The organism is Marseilla massiliensis (assembly GCF_023336985.1).
GTDB lineage: Bacteria > Bacteroidota > Bacteroidia > Bacteroidales > Bacteroidaceae > Prevotella > Prevotella intestinigallinarum.
Genome location: NZ_JAMBLP010000003.1, coordinates 220,611 through 235,804 on the forward strand (window position 1 = coordinate 220,611; position 15,194 = coordinate 235,804).

At 48.5% G+C, this 15,194-nt stretch carries 13 protein-coding genes and 3 tRNA genes; 2 read left to right on the forward strand and 14 right to left on the reverse strand.

Features of this window, described 5'->3' with window-relative positions:
* Positions 1–22: 22 nt before the first annotated feature.
* The 12 genes from M3089_RS03745 to M3089_RS03800 all read right to left on the reverse strand — a co-directional run bounded on the left by M3089_RS03745 (position 23) and on the right by M3089_RS03800 (position 9,985).
* A complete protein-coding gene (locus M3089_RS03745) occupies positions 23–2,686 on the reverse strand; it encodes a SusC/RagA family TonB-linked outer membrane protein (protein ID WP_317236393.1) in 2,664 nt (887 codons plus the stop codon).
* Complete coding sequence (locus tag M3089_RS03750) at positions 2,580–2,999, reverse strand: carboxypeptidase-like regulatory domain-containing protein (RefSeq protein ID WP_249081815.1); 420 nt, start codon at positions 2,997–2,999, stop codon at positions 2,580–2,582. The genes M3089_RS03745 and M3089_RS03750 overlap by 107 nt, the downstream gene beginning before the upstream one ends.
* A 21-nt stretch (positions 3,000–3,020) precedes the next feature.
* On the reverse strand, positions 3,021–4,187 hold the full coding sequence (locus tag M3089_RS03755) for a hypothetical protein (protein ID WP_249081817.1): 1,167 nt from the start codon (positions 4,185–4,187) through the stop codon (positions 3,021–3,023).
* Between the two features lie 61 nt (positions 4,188–4,248).
* The gene (locus M3089_RS03760) at positions 4,249–4,773 is read right to left on the reverse strand and encodes a DUF5004 domain-containing protein (RefSeq protein WP_249081819.1); all 525 of its coding nucleotides are present in this window, start codon (positions 4,771–4,773) and stop codon (positions 4,249–4,251) included.
* 178 nt (positions 4,774–4,951) lie between these two features.
* Positions 4,952–5,785 carry a DUF6377 domain-containing protein gene (locus M3089_RS03765; RefSeq protein ID WP_249081821.1) on the reverse strand — a complete coding sequence of 278 codons (834 nt, stop codon included), beginning with the start codon at positions 5,783–5,785 and terminating at the stop codon, positions 4,952–4,954.
* Positions 5,786–5,805: 20 nt separating this feature from the next.
* Positions 5,806–6,549: a hypothetical protein gene (locus M3089_RS03770; protein WP_249081823.1), complete on the reverse strand. Its 744-nt coding sequence runs from the start codon at positions 6,547–6,549 to the stop codon at positions 5,806–5,808.
* Between the two features lie 427 nt (positions 6,550–6,976).
* The gene (locus M3089_RS03775; RefSeq protein ID WP_249081825.1) at positions 6,977–7,696 is read right to left on the reverse strand and encodes a tRNA threonylcarbamoyladenosine dehydratase; all 720 of its coding nucleotides are present in this window, start codon (positions 7,694–7,696) and stop codon (positions 6,977–6,979) included.
* A 51-nt stretch (positions 7,697–7,747) separates the two neighbouring features.
* Positions 7,748–7,819 (reverse strand) — tRNA-Glu (locus M3089_RS03780).
* A 52-nt stretch (positions 7,820–7,871) separates the two neighbouring features.
* Positions 7,872–7,943, reverse strand: a tRNA-Glu gene (locus tag M3089_RS03785).
* A gap of 16 nt (positions 7,944–7,959) precedes the next feature.
* Positions 7,960–8,047, reverse strand: a tRNA-Ser gene (locus M3089_RS03790).
* 107 nt (positions 8,048–8,154) lie between these two features.
* Entirely contained in the window at positions 8,155–8,523 is a 369-nt protein-coding gene (locus tag M3089_RS03795; protein WP_205110511.1) for a hypothetical protein, read from the reverse strand.
* A 4-nt stretch (positions 8,524–8,527) separates the two neighbouring features.
* On the reverse strand, positions 8,528–9,985 hold the full coding sequence (locus M3089_RS03800; RefSeq protein ID WP_249081827.1) for an aminoacyl-histidine dipeptidase: 1,458 nt from the start codon (positions 9,983–9,985) through the stop codon (positions 8,528–8,530).
* 252 nt (positions 9,986–10,237) lie between these two features.
* On the opposite strand from M3089_RS03800, the gene M3089_RS03805 reads away from it, so the two are divergent.
* The gene (locus tag M3089_RS03805; protein ID WP_205110515.1) at positions 10,238–10,855 is read left to right on the forward strand and encodes an OmpH family outer membrane protein; all 618 of its coding nucleotides are present in this window, start codon (positions 10,238–10,240) and stop codon (positions 10,853–10,855) included.
* Positions 10,856–11,241: 386 nt separating this feature from the next.
* Here the strand turns inward: M3089_RS03805 and M3089_RS03810 are convergent, their stop codons facing one another.
* Positions 11,242–12,036, reverse strand: coding sequence for an EFR1 family ferrodoxin (locus M3089_RS03810; RefSeq protein ID WP_249081828.1), 795 nt, complete (start codon positions 12,034–12,036; stop codon positions 11,242–11,244).
* A gap of 667 nt (positions 12,037–12,703) precedes the next feature.
* Positions 12,704–14,482, reverse strand: coding sequence for a glycoside hydrolase family 10 protein (locus tag M3089_RS03815; protein WP_249081829.1), 1,779 nt, complete (start codon positions 14,480–14,482; stop codon positions 12,704–12,706).
* Positions 14,483–14,705: 223 nt separating this feature from the next.
* Between M3089_RS03815 and M3089_RS03820 the strand changes: the two genes are divergently transcribed.
* Positions 14,706–15,188 (forward strand): outer membrane beta-barrel protein, encoded by a 483-nt coding sequence (locus tag M3089_RS03820; protein ID WP_205110521.1) that lies wholly within the window; start codon positions 14,706–14,708, stop codon positions 15,186–15,188.
* Positions 15,189–15,194: the final 6 nt, after the last annotated feature.

The window sequence follows — 15,194 nt, forward strand, 5'->3', positions numbered from 1 at the left end:
TTATAATACGTCAGTTGAGTATTTAGAACGCCACGTTGACCCCGAATGAGAACGTGCGCGGACGCGGCGAGAATGTTGAGCCCTCACTTGTGGAACTGTCTGTTATAAGCCTGTCTATACCGGGGCCACTGAGCACATTGTCGGGGATGTAGACCTCAGGATCCATTCCTGAATATCCGGTGAGCACGAACAGGTTCTCGGCGGTGAAGTAGAAGCGCACACGCTCAAGGCCAGCCTTCTTTACGCCCGGTATACTATAGCCGATGGTGATGTTCTGCATGCGGAAGAAATTGCCTTTCTCGATGAAGTAGTCGGAATATACAGCCCCAGACTTGATGCCGCTGCCGAGGAATTCATCAAGAGTGTTCTGTGATGGCAGACGCGTGGCGTCGTAAAGTTCCATCTTCGTGGCGTTGAGTATCTTATGGCCAAACATACCGTAGCCGGACATGCTAAAGTCAAAGTCCTTATAAGCTGCGTTTATAGAAATACCAAGGTTCCACTTTGGTATGGCCGAACCGAGGTGCTCCTTCACGGCCTCGCCATTCTCATCGGCCTTAAGGATATAATTGCCTTCCGCGTCGATGCCTTGGCATACGTTGCCATAGAACTCACCGGCGGGATAACCTTCCTCAATAACCTGGGAGTAGATGCCACTCAAACCGCGAATGTTGTGCAATGAACCGGCCTGGAGGCCTGTAGCCTGGTAGTTATCGTTAGAGAGCTTAGTTATCTTCTGGCTGTTGTAGGCTATAGAAGCGTTGGCACTCACCGAGAAGTCCTTGGAGCGCAGGATGGTTGCTCCGATGGTAAGTTCAACACCCTTGTTGACCATGTCGCCTACGTTGGCGAGCATCGTGCCCACGAGGTAAGGCGGCTGTGGAACGGGATATGTCCATAGCAGGTCACTGGTCTTCTTGCGATAGAATTCAAGAGTACCGTCGATGCGATTGAGGAAGCCGAAGTCAAAACCGACGTTCCACTGTGCCGTCGACTCCCACTTAAGGTCGGGATTGGTGTTCTGCGACTGCACATAAGCATTCTTCCATGTGCCTGTCGAAGCATCATAATAAGCCGCGCCGGCAGCTGAGAGCACCGCACGGCTCTTGTACGGTGCTACGCCGTTCTGATTGCCGGTGACACCATAACCCAAGCGGAGCTTTAGGTTGTCGAGCCAATTTGATACAGACTCCATGAACTTTTCGCTACCTATGCGCCATGCCGCCGAAACCGACGGGAATGTTCCCCACTTGTGGTCTTTGCCAAAGCGCGAGCTGCCGTCACGCCGTAAAGTTACGGTAACCATATACTTGTCCATTAGACTGTAGTTGGCGCGGCCGTAGAAAGAGAGGAGTTTAGAGGAATTCTTGTAAGAGTAAACATCGCCTTGACGGAAGTCGGTGCCAGCCCCGAGATTGTTGTAGCTAAAGGCGTTTGTATCAAAGCCGCTGCGTGTTGCGCCAAATCCCTCGGCAGTGTTGTCAAGATAGGAGTAACCGGCCATGAAGTTGATATGATGTATGTCGGTCAACTTTTTGTCGTATGTGAGGTAAGTTTCTATCTGGCGATTAGTGAATTCAGCCTCCGTTCGCTGACCCCATCCTTTTTCGCTCTGTCCTTCCATACGGGCGTAAGTGGGCTTGTAGAGTCCGCTTGTGGCCCGGTTGTACTCGTAGCTGATGTTGGCGGTGGCGGTGAGCCCTGAAATGAACTCATAGTCAACCTTGAAGTACCCCAGGAGCCTATGGCGCTTTTGGTCGTCGGTTCGGTTGTTCAGTATCTCCACAGGATTCTCTGTATTTGTTCCATTGAGTTGTGCGTAAGAGCCATCTGGATTGTATACGGGGAATGTGGGGTTTAGGTTGAATGCACGTTCAAAGATGCGTGAATCGGTTGGGTGCCATGTGTCAAAGTTGGCATGAATGGCTTCCTTAAGTGTAATCCTGCCGCCGAGAGTCTTCTGATAGGCACTGAGGCTTGCGGCAAGGCGCGTGAAATTGTTTCGCTTCACGACGCCCTGATTGTTCTGGTAGGTGAGCGAACCGCTGTAGCCAGAATTTTTCTTCGAGCTGCTGAACAGTATGTTGTGTGAGTGTGAAATAGCAGTGCGTGTCAGCTCTTTCTGCCAGTCGGTGTTAGCACCATAGTCTTGTGCGTCTAACACTTTATTTTCACGTACGTAGCCGCGCCATTGATTTCCAGACAATACATCAAGGTATTTTGCTTGAGTGGAGAAAGCCACATAGCCGTTATACTGCACACTGAGTTTCTCACTGTCACCTGCATGGCGATTTGTCGTCACTATGATGACGCCGTTGGCACCACGGCTACCGTATATAGCCGCTGCCGAGGCATCTTTGAGTACGTCGATGCTCTGTATCTCCGATGGCTGTACAGTGTTCATGTCAACCCCTGGAATGCCGTCGACAACGATGAGAGGACTGTTGCTTGCTGAAAGCGATGTACCACCACGCAGTCGTATGGACGCACCATTTTCCGGCGAACCAGAACTCTGAACAATAGAAAGACCGGCCACTTTTCCTTGGAGCATCTGCTCAGTGCTGGTAATGACGCCATGATTAAGATCTTTGGCATTGACGCTGGCAATCGAACCGGTCAGATCGTTCTTGCGCATAGTGCCATAGCCAACGCCAACCAACTTCCATCTCTGCGAGCATGGTGGCATTCTCCTCAAGGGTGACTATAAGACCCTTGCCGGCCTTGACATTCTTGGTGATGTAGCCGAGATAAGATATCTCTAAAGTGCCCGACTTGTCGCAAGATAACGAGAATTTGCCATCAAGGTCAGTGACAGCTCCATTCTGTGTGCCTGCCTCACGCACGGACGCTCCTGTAAGTGGAATGCCGTTTGGATCGGAAACAGTGCCCGATGCAATTATTTTCTGGGCCAAGGAACTTTGGCCGGACAGCAACATCATGAATAAAAGAAATGTTGCCTTGAATATTTGGAAATGCTTGTAGTCCATTGTTTTCTTCATTAATAGTTGGTCAGTATTTGTTTATTCTACTTCAGACAGCGGCACAAGAGGAATCATTGTGTTAACCACTTCTTTCCCGCTTGCGTTCCTTATGCTGAGATTCATCTCTAAAGCTTTAATGCCTTTGAGCTCGTCGAGCAGGTTTATGGAAGTCTGTCGTTTGTCTCGTTTACCGTCCATCACTCCGGTGATAGTCTTGCCGCCGACAGTAATGGTGTACGCCAGCTCACCATCAAGTTTGCCATTGTACTGACGTGTCAATGTCAGTATGTCAAGCGAAGACAGCCTCGACGGGAAATAAGAAAATACTGGATCTGGATAAGGTACAGCCTGTCCAGCCTGCGTTGATTGGTCGGGGCACGTACCGCCCCAGTCACCATTGACAATCCCGACCAAAAGCCAAGCGATGTTGGTAGGCTCGTAGTCGCTCTCAAGGCCGGTGCTGACTCGGGATCCGTCGTCGGCATAGTTGTAGCTGTAGTAGTCGTAAGGTGACGACATGCTTATTGACCAGTAGCCATTTGACAGTTTTGTGAGCCTTGTCTTGGCCATGCAGTCAGGAATCCACACTTTCACGCCCTGCAGATATGTCCAGTCGTCAATTCCTGAGTGGAAGTTGAATCCATGAAAGCCAGTGGTATTTTCAAATTCAGACATAGATATGCCGTTCACCTGGAACACGCCTGGATTGAATATTAACGTGAGTGGTTGGTTGATAGTCCATTTCTCAGTAAAGCCAGTAGATTTCCTCCCCGAATAAACAAACACGCCCTGATTGGTTTTCTTCATTATCTCAGCCCATTCTGTGCGGCTGTCGGGGGCGGCGAACTCTGTGCTCCATAGATCATCTTGCTTGGTCTTGAGCTGCTGCCAGAAGCCTGGGAAGTTGTCGCCGTTCATTGTAGTCACTTCAGAATGGAAATATTCCGTAGGCACCATCGTCTTGCAATAGATATTGTCGCCAAGATACGTTAGCTTCGCAAAGTCGGACGAGTTGTTGCCGTTGCCTGCGTCTGGCTCTGTTGGCTGCCATGCCCATAGATAGAGGTCTACTCCCTCGGGGAAACCAACGTCTGTCACATCATAATAGAACGTCACCTCTTGATCGGGTGTATAGATTGCCGGAACTGTCCAGCAAACGGGAGTTCCTACCTTGGTGCTGGCCTTGGCTCCTATGGCTGTTACCAATGCCGCGAACACAAATGCTATAAGTAAGATGCGCCTTTTCTCATAGATATGTCCTCTTGTTTTATTCGTTATTTGATGATGTTGCAGACATTGCCGTAGGGGTGAGGTTGTAAGTGTACGACACAAAAGGTTTGCCGTTCTGTGAACGAGTAAGTTTGAACTCTAGCACTGGATTAGTCCCCGGTACTGATGTCAACGTAAGGTGTACACCGTCGTTGAGCACTATATCGGCCGAAGAGCCGTCTGAGTTTATGAACGGATTGGCCATCTTCCATGTTCCTGAGACGGGGATGATGGCCGGTGCGTTGCCTTCCACCATAAAGTTTGCAGGGTTGTTGTTCTCGTCAACTGATAGATTTATGCCAAACGTGTCGAAGTCGAACAAGTCTGTAATCGGCATCTTTGTAGACTCAAGTTCATCAGTCTGGGTGACGGAATTCACCATCCAGTGACCGGCAACTTTCTCATACAATGTGATTGGAGCCACATATCCTCCGTCCTCAACGGTATTGCACGAAATGAGGAGAATGTTTGTCGCTACCAATAACAAAGGTACGAGCAATTTTGTTAACAGATGTTTTCTCATTGTTGTTACTAATTTTAGGTTGTTAATGTTTACGCTGCAAAAATAATTTAAAATGCCATATGCTCAAAAATAGAAAAGGAATGTATAAGCAAAAAAAGAGCTCGGCTTTTGTAACATCCTTAATGCTAAGGTGTTACAAAATCAAGCTCCTTTGATTGTATAATCGTAATATAAATGTTTATATCTCCATTATCTTTTGCTCAAAGATGTCATTGTTCACATTCGACTTGTTTTTTACTCTCGACTTATACGTGTTAATTGTGTTTACTGAGTTATTAAGAAACTTTGCAATTCTCTCTGAATCGGTGATGCCTAGGCGGATGAGTGCAAATATTCGCATCTCGTTGGTAAGAGTTTTTCCGTCATTGTCATCTTTCTTTTCCGGATCATTAAAGAGTCTGTTATATTTCTCCACGAAGTCGGGGAAAAGCTGCAGGAACACTTCATCGAAATCCTCGTACATATTCTTCCTGGACTCCACAATTGTTTTCTCAGACAAAGAACGTCGCAAGTCATCATATTGCCTTGCGGCAATCTTTCGGTCGATGGTACGGTATAGTTTCTCCATGCTGCAGAAGTGCTCAGAACTTACATAGAACAGCTTACCAATATACTCTATCTTTATCTTGTTTGCCTCCGATAGCTGTCCATTCGCTACTGCAAGTTGGCGATTGTGTTCTTCGATAGTATCCTTTGCCTGCTGCAACTTCTTCATCTGCTTGCGAATTATTACAGTACCCGCAGCAAGTACAACAAGCAGCGCGCACGCTAATATTGCACACAGGAGCATGATATTTCTCTGCCATGCCATATCTTTATATCTCACTTCTTGTATTATTGGCAGTATGCTACCTATTTCAAGTTTCCGTTGCCTCGCATTGTAGAAGTTGGCGTCATCAAGTGCTTTCTGTACGTAAGTTATTGCATGGTTGTAATCGCCGTCGGCATACAATAGTTCTCCGACCTGCCTCAACGCTGTTGTCTCCTTTGTCGACGACTTTATGTCGCACATGGCAGATTCAGCAAGATAGTCTAGCCCTCTTTTCTTATCACAAGATTTCTGTACATCCAGCCCACGCACGAGGCGCAGATGGCACGATCATGCATGCCGAGGCGTTTGTCCTTAAGTGTTTGCAAGAAAAAGTCTATGCTTTTGTCATACTTTCCCTCCTTCATAAGTTGCATACCTTTTATATATGGCACCATCAGTGTGTTGCCGTTAACGCTTAGCAAGGAGTCTGCAAGACTGTGGGCCTCGCGGATGTATTTGGAATAATAGGGTTCGGTATGGCAGTAGTCAGCAGCATCGGCAAGAAGGCGCCACTTTACGAAATAGTACTTGTAGCGGCAAGGGAGCGAGGCCTTGGCAATGTCCACCACATTAAGTTCGTCGAATGCTTCTTTATACATGCCGGCAGACAATAGGCAGAACACTTTGGCACAAACGGATTCTACAATAAAATCGTAGGAGTTAATCTTACATGCAAGGCTATATGCCTTGTCTGCATATACAGAGGCGGAGTCGTATTTATAAGACTCATATGCCTTGTAAAGCCGCAAGTACATCATGAATCGCTCTCTGTCGTTAGTGGCTGACATTGCCTTTCTATTTAGCTCGGCAATCTCATTAGCCTTGGCCTCGTCATACAAGCTGCTGCTGTCGAGACAGCGGTCGAGTCGCGTGAGGACATTGTCTGTCGCAATGCCTGCCATCGGAAAGACAAACATGAGAACAGTGCATACAAAAAACACTTTAAGGTATTCTAATGTATTCATTACATAATGATTTAGCTTTTAGGTATTATATGTTTACCTTGCAAAGGTAAATTAATTTTTGTAAACGCACAACAAAACCGCAAAATAAATGCCCCAAACCATTTGCTTCAATATATTGTGGCATTCGGTAAGCAAAAATCTGTATGAAGGACATGCTGGAATTGTCCAATTATGGCATGGAATAATGTAAATTCAGAGAATTAGCAACCATAATGATATAAATGATTCTGAATGTTCTTCCCGGATGCAAGGGGGATGGAACAGATTGTGTTTTTCTGTCTTGTGTTCAGGTTAATAAGATATCACGGCGTTTCAGGATATTTGTCATTTACTATTTGTTGCTGCAAAACAGCCATCCTTGACATATTGATCACGAGCGCCATTACATAGTTGCAATGGCGCTCGTGATTGATTGTTCCACAAATCATTATTTCATATTGTAGCCAATTAGATCCTTGACAGCCTCGCTGCCCATCACCAACCCTGCTGCGGCAGGGACGAAAGCATTGCTTGCCGGAACATGCCTCGACGGATTGTCACCATCGTCACATACAATCTTTATTGGCTGCTCATAGCTGCAAACAACCTTCAGTTTTCTTATGCCAAGCTCTTTCAGTTTCTTTCGCATTACCTTTGCTATTGGATCCATCTTTGTCTTGAATATGTCGGTCACGCAAAATGCGGTAGGATCCATTTTGTTTGCAGCGCCCATAGAACTGATAACAGGTATGCCTTGCGACTTACAGCGTTTCACCAGCTCTACTTTGGCAGCTATCGTGTCTATGCAGTCGAGCACATAATCATATCTTGTCAGGTCAAAGTTGTCTGCGTTGTCAGGCAGATAAAATACGGCATGGGCAAAAACTGAGCATTCAGGGTTTATGTCCATAACTCTCTCCTTGGCAACATCAACCTTTAGTTTCCCAACGGTGCTATGCAAAGCTATGATTTGCCTGTTTATGTTAGACAGGCTTACGCGGTCATTGTCAAACAAGTCAAGTTGGCCGACACCGCTACGGGCAAGCACCTCAACGGCATAGCCGCCCACACCACCTACACCGAACACAGCCACACGGCAGTGTTCCAATGTCTTTATGGCCGCATCGCCTAATAGTTGTTTTGTTCTTGAAATTGTTTCGTTCTGCATATATGGACATAGTGAAATAAAAAAGCCCGAAGAAACTCCGGGCCTTCTTTGTAGTGGATAGGGGAATCGAACCCCTATGCCAAGATTGAGAATCTTGTATCCTAACCATTAGATGAATCCACCATACATCTGTATATAGAAAAGAAAAAGAGCTCAGTCGATGAACTCTTTCGTGTAGTGGATAGGGGAATCGAACCCCTATGCCAAGATTGAGAATCTTGTATCCTAACCATTAGATGAATCCACCGCAATACCTTGTTCCGCGGAAGCTGGGGGATTCGAACCCCCGGTACGATAAACTCGCACGGCAGTTTAGCAAACTGCTGGTTTCAGCCACTCACCCAAACTTCCTCAGATTTTCTTTTCTTTAGGCATCTTCTCTCAAATGCGATGCAAAGGTACTGCTTTTATTTCACACTACCAAATTTTTTCTAATTAATTTTACAAACAACGGTAGATTAATTGTTTTTCAGCGCTATGACGCCGGTCATCTCCTTATTTAAATAAAAGGTGTCATGGAAATCCTGCCCGTTAATCTTGTATCTCACCCTTATGATAATGAGCTTTTCGTCTTTGTTCCTCTGGGCAAACTCTGTGCGTCCGGCATACATCGACGAGTTTTTGGCAGTATTCCGCAGCTTATTTATTATAGAGTCATTAAGATACCTCGTTGAATCAATATCACTGTACTCAACTATTTGCAGAGCTGAGGCATCTTTCAGGTTGTTTTCCATAAAGTCTTCTACAACAGATTCGGCTTTATGCTGTTGCCCGCACGAAGCGAGCAACAGCATTGCAGATGACAACAAAATGTGTCTTATTTTCATATTCCTATTTTGTGGGTATGTTGTCAAGAATGTCCAGAAGGTGGTTCCACACCATCTCGACCGTGGGTATGTGCAGTCTCTCATCCGGCGTATGCACTCCGCGCAATGTCGGGCCAAACGACACCATGTCGAGATTGGGATACCTTTCGGAGAAAAGGCCGCACTCGAGTCCTGCGTGGATTCCGCGGACGATGGGCTCCTTGCCAAACAGTTTCTTGTACGAATCAACGGCAATGTCGGTCAGTTTGCTGTCTGGGTTCATCTTCCATGCAGGGTAACCGTCAGTCTGCTCCACCTTTGCGCCAGCCAATTCAAACAGGGCCTTGATGGTATTGCACTGGTTTTCAAGGTTGCTCATCACATTGCTGCGCTGCGAGGCAACAATCTTGATGCTCCCATTGTCGGTAATTATGCTGGCTATGTTGCTTGATGTCTCAACCATTCCGTTGAGCGCCTTGTCCTGGCATATTGCAAACACACCATTGTCTACGGCCTGTATTGCCCTGATGAACTTGCCCGAAACTTCCTGCGGCATTACGTCTGCGGCATCGGTGCTTTCCATGCCAAACTCCATGTCGGTGTCCGTCACGTGATATTCCTCTTGCACGTCGTGCGCAAAGATGTTCCAGTCTGCGCGTATGCTTTCCTTGGCATCGTTGGGAACAGCTATCACGAACGAACCGTCACGCGGGATGGCGTTGTGCATCTTGCCTGAATTGAAGGCTGCCAACCTTATGTCATGGCTCTGCATTTCCTTGTAAAGGAAGCGGCCCAGAATCTTGATTGCATTGGCGCGCTTTTTCTCTATGTCGTCACCCGAATGTCCGCCCTTGAGCCCTTTTATCCATCCTTTGATGAAGAAATAGCCGGCCGGTGCCTTCTCGGCTTTGAAATCAAACGTTGCTATTGTTGTACGTCCGCCTGCGCACGAAACGAATATCTGGCCTTCATCCTCACTGTCAAGGTTTATCAGCATGTCCCCGTTCATGAAACCAGCCTCCATGCCACTTGCCCCGGTGAGCTGGGTTTCCTCGTCGCGAGTGAATACACACTCCAACGGCCCGTGCTTTATGTCGTCAGAATCGAGTATGGCCAATTCTATAGCCACTCCGATACCGTCGTCGGCGCCAAGTGTCGTGCCGTCGGCGGTAAGCCACTCGCCTTCAATGTGAGTCTGTATGGAGTCGTTGTCAAAGTCAAACTCTTTGTCAACCAGCTTGTCGCAAACCATATCCATGTGGCTTTGCAGTATCACGGTCTGCCTGTCCTCATATCCCGGAGTGGCGGGTTTCTTTATGAGCACGTTGCCTACGCTGTCAACCTTTGTCTCAAGATTGTGGCTTAAGCCCCAGTTACGCAGATACTCAATCATCTTCTCTTCACGCTTCGAGGGGCGTGGTATCTCGCACACCCGAGCAAATTGCTCGAAGACGCAACTTGGTTTCAAGTCTCTTTTATCCATGTTAATTCTTTTTTGAGGCATTCATGCCTGTAAATTGATTTATTTGTATTATCTTTGTAGCCGCAAAATTACAGAATTATGTTTGAAAATATGTTATTTAGCACGTTAATAATTGCTATTAGCATTTTTCTTTCGTATGATGGTAAAATATGCGTGCTTCATGCTGAAAAGCTATGGCATTCGCCAGTGTAAGGCTGTTGCAGCGGAGCCCAGTGATTGTTAAGATAATTTAAAAGAACAAATATAAAGAAGATGAAAAGAAACATTAGTATTCGTATTTCGTTGGCATTGGCAGTTGCATCGTTCATGCTGACATCATGCAACAACTCCAGCCCCAAGATGGACGAGAAGCCAGTTCAGGACTCACCCGCGGCAACAACAGGCATGAGGATTGCCTATGTCGAGGTCGATTCGCTGATGTCGCAATACAAGTTCTGCAAGGAGTACACCGCCGTGCTGCAGAAAAAGAGCAACAACGCCCGTAACACTATCACCCAGAAGGGAAAACAGCTGCAGGCTGCCGCTGCCAATTTCCAGCAGAAGCTGCAGAACAACGGATTTGCCAGCAGGGAGCAGGCTGCCAGTGTGCAAGCTGCAATACAGCGCCAGGACCAAGACCTGCAGGAGTTGCAGAGCCGCCTCGGAGCCGAGCTCGACGCTGAGACTGCCAAGTACAACAATGCGCTGCGCGACTCATTGCAGAACTTCCTGAAGGACTACAACAAGACCAAGAAGTATGACCTTATCATCTCGAAGGCCGGCGACAACATACTGCTTGCCGACAAGCGCCATGACATCACCAACGACGTCATAAACGGACTGAACAAGAGGTATAAATCGACGCTCAACGACAAGAGCAAGAAAAAGTAAAAGGGGGCGCAGTGTCTTTAAAGACAGTTGTGTTTTTGATACTTTATCAATAATCCGTTTGGGCTTTTGCCATATTGCCCAAACGGATTATTATTTTTTCCGAGGCATGTGCCATGCCATGGCGCCCGCCGGCTTGCCCAATGCCATGTTCGACCGCGTAGCGACGGGCGCTTCCCCGGGGGCGGTCCATCCACTTGGTGCATTCGCCAACATCTGTCAGCGCAGTATAGCCAATGTCCTGTTTTATTCACTCCATCAGTCCAGCCTCATGGCATCCGACTGTCGTCGGGAAGCACAAGGCAATGCAAGCGCGCCCACATATCTTGAAGGCAGAGCCGTTTTAATGCCCAAAATGTCGCCGCCATGGAAATCCGCCGGAACACCGCTCATGCGTTTCCATTGTTGTTTTTCCTTCCAAAATAATATTGTCCCTTGTGCCTTGTGGAGCGCCCGTAGCTTATGGCGTGGGCAGGGCAGTGATGGTAGCAGGCCATGCAGCAAGTGCAGTGTCCGTCGTCATGCCATACAGGCAGATTTCCGGCGCCACCAGATATGTTGCCTATAGGGCAGGCCGCGGCGCAGCGTCCACACCTGATGCAGGCTGAGCTGTCCACCCGGAAAGGCCTGTCGGTTATCATCCTGCTGTTGAAATACCGCCCGATGACATTTGACAGCAGATATGGCACAGGACCTTTCACTGTCGAACACACTCCCTTGTGGCGCTCCTTTATTGCCTGGGCTATTTCCACAATGGCCCTGCCGGCGTCGGCTATTTTCTTCCGTTCCAAGTCGGGACGGTCGGTGTTCATAAACGGCAGGCACACATAAGTGTTTGGCATGGCCAGCGAAAACACACTGTCAGCCTGTATGCCAACCTTATGCAAGTCTGTTGCCAGCATCTCCATCGTGCGGCCTATATTGTCGCCGCACGTACACAACGCGAAGCAAAAGTGCCCCTTGGCATTGTCAAACTTGCACTTTGAAATAAAATTGCGCACTATGGCCGGTGGCTGCCAACCGTGTACGGGAAAGCAGAAGCCAATGCGCTCTCCTTCGGCAAGTGCATACCTGCAGTTGCCATTAGCCTCGCCGGCTATTGACAGCAGTCTTTCGCCCGTTATTTCGGCTATTTGCCGTGCGGCCCAACGGGTGTTGCCGGTTCCTGAAAAATAAAATATCATGTTACAAAGGTAACTCAAATGGCTGAGACGGCAAAACTGCCGACAGCATTTTATTATATCAATGGTTAATATTCAGGCAAAACAGAAAACAGCCACCATGCCCTGTCACCATAGGCGACTTTCGTGCCCGGTATCACGGAATGTGCCATTCGGGATTGCGAAACAGGCTCCGTGACAATATGAAACGGCCCTTTTGGCATCGCAAAACGGCCGATATCTCTACAAGAAATGGTGTTCCATTATAAACAGCTTGATAACAATATGTTATGCATATATACTTAATTTAAATCTCAACCTAAAGGCAAGCCACCACAATTATGTTCCAATGCAAATATTATTACCGCCAGGCGTTTATCCGGCCTTGCCCCAACCGGGCAGCAGCAATGCCAGAGCTCAGCCCGAATTGCCGTTTGCAAAGGCCGGGGCAATAATGACAAGGCACGACCGTCACCCCACAGTGACATTGAATACCGATAGGGCCATGTCCATGGTGCCGGCATTTCGTTAGCCATAAGGTGTGGTTGATTGCCTGCCCATACCGCTCTGTGGCAACGGTTTCGTTGCCGCCCGGCGTGCCCTCTGCAATATCCTGGCATGAAGGCCGGCCACATTGTGGAGTCATGCCAATGGGCAAAAAGGCCTGTGCCCACTTTAGTTTTGCCATCCGTCAGAGCCCCGATGGCTTGCCATCTCTTCCAAAATGCGGCCAGCGGCAGTCTTCACGCCCGCTTGTCAGCTTGTTGTCCGTGGTCATTCCCCTTTGCCTGCGTATGATGAAGTGACCCAGGCGGTGCGTAATGCCTTTTGAATTAAGTGACTTAAGCACATATACACCTTCAGGCAACGACGAAATGTCGGCCTTTGGGCCGTCGTATGGGCGTGTACAGAGAAGTCCTCCCTGTGGAGTCTCTATTGCCACAAACTCTGCGTCGAGCGTTTTGCCCTTGTCGGGCAGTGCCAACCAATTGCCATCGTTGCCCAGATAGGTAGACCGAACCATGGCCGGCACGTTTGGCTTGGTGCATAGCGGAAGGCTTTCGTTGCCGAAGCGGTCGACTGCCGTCACAGCATAATTCACAAATGCGCCTTCGGCTGCCAGCGGAATCGTGGCGTTGCTGTCTCTGAGGTTTGCCGCCAGGATGTTTCTGGCGTCGGCAATGTCTACCGGGTAAGTCTCCGACGCATATATGTTATAGGTGAGATACGGCCCTGTCGACATGTCTTTTGCCCCGCCCCACGAGAGCCGGTCGGAATCGGCCATTCTCTTTACCGACAGACGGGTGGGGCCTTTTGGGAGCGCGTCCGACAGCCATGTCATCGGCGGCACGAGGGCAGGGTAGCGGTCTATGTCGTCTTTGGCAAAGTCGAACACCCCCTTCGTGTTGTCGGTGAAAAACTTGCTGCGGAAATATGCGTGCCCAAGTCCATTGCTGCGGAGCACGTTCATCTCTCTCTTAATCACTTCTATGTCCCAATCTTTTTCTTTATCCGAAAGGAAGTAAATGCCTAACCCTGCGGAGATTATTCGTCCGTTGCTATTTTCTTTCCAGTCGAGTGCAAAAGGATAGAACTGATTTCCCCGGAAATAAAGCATAGGAAAGAGAGCGTCCATGATGCCCTCGCGAAGCCAGCTTTGTGCGTCTTGATACACCTTCGCGTAGGCATTCCACCCATAGCTGTCATATAGCGCCAGGTCGCTGTACTTGCCTATGGGCGAACAACTCACCTTCACCCAAGGCTTTTCGGTTTTCACTGTGTTGTATACCTGTCTTACAATGCGGGTGATGTTGCTACGGCCGATGTAGCCTTCTGGCCTAGGTTTCCAGTTTTCCGGGTAGCGTATGTAGTCGAGGTGTATGCCGTCGACATCATAGTTTGTCGTAATCTCGCGGCATATCTGTGCCAAGTATTCGGCAGTGGCCGGCTTGCCCGGGTCAAGATAGCCCTCGTCGCCAATCTTATGCACAAGCCCGGGGTGCCGCCTTCTGATTTTCTGGCAGCCCATCCCGTTCCACTTGCCTATGGGTATGGTAACCACCCAGGCATGGAGCTCCATGCCCCGCTTGTGGCATTCGTCTATGGCAAACTGCAAAGCGTCGTATCCGGGCGACAGTCCGGGTTGGCCCGACAGGCATCCGTCCCACGGTTCCATGGCCGACGGATAGATCATGGTGCCGCGGATTCGGGTCTGAAACAGCACCGTGTTGACATTGGCTTCTTTCAGACGGTCGAGTATTTCGCATAATTCGCGCTTTTGCAAGGCGGCAGCCGCTGCCGTGCGGGCGTAGGTGTGCGGCCAGTCGAGCCCTCCGATTGTTGTCAGCCAAACGGCTCTGACCTCATGTTTGGGTGAACGCGAGTTCATGGTTGAACCGGTAGCCTGGCACACTGTCAGCAGAAACGCTACCGCCGCGATGCAGGGCATTGTTAGTTTGAAAAGTCGCATAATTATGATTATTTAGTTGCAAAGTTATGATTATTTTTTCATTTCTCAAATTAAATGGTTATTTTTGCACTATCATTCGGCACAGTTAGGCGAATAGTGACAACAGCGACGCCGGAATCACCCAAAATCGGAGGGTCTGCGGCATACATTTCAGCAACTGCTTGTCACGTCACGGCAGGCCGGTGGCTATAAAATAGTGAACAAACCAATAATGCATAAACTTATGAGAAAGAAAACTTTCCTATTGCTCATGGCCATGATGGTGTCACTTGCCGGCAAGGCTCAGTTTGAGTCGGGCAAGAAATATATAGGTGCTTCGCTGTCAAGCCTTGACCTGAGTTACAACGGTATGAACAAAGGCAGCTTCGGCGTAGAGGCAAAGGGCGGATACATGTTTGAAGACAACTGGATGGCAACGGCACAGATTGGATATTCCAAGAAGCATGAAATACCATCGACATTCACCGCGGCAGTAGGTGCAAGGTACTATATAGTGCAAAACGGGCTGTATCTCGGGGCCTCGATGAGCTACATGCACGCCGGCGACTCTTACGACGACTTCCTGCCGGGAGTGCAGCTCGGCTATGCTTTCTTCCTCAGCCGTACCGTCACCATCGAACCGGAGATTTACTACAACCAGTCGTTCAAAAACCACAGCGACTACAGCACTATAGGCCTGAGGGTTGGCTTCGGAATATACTTATGACGTAAA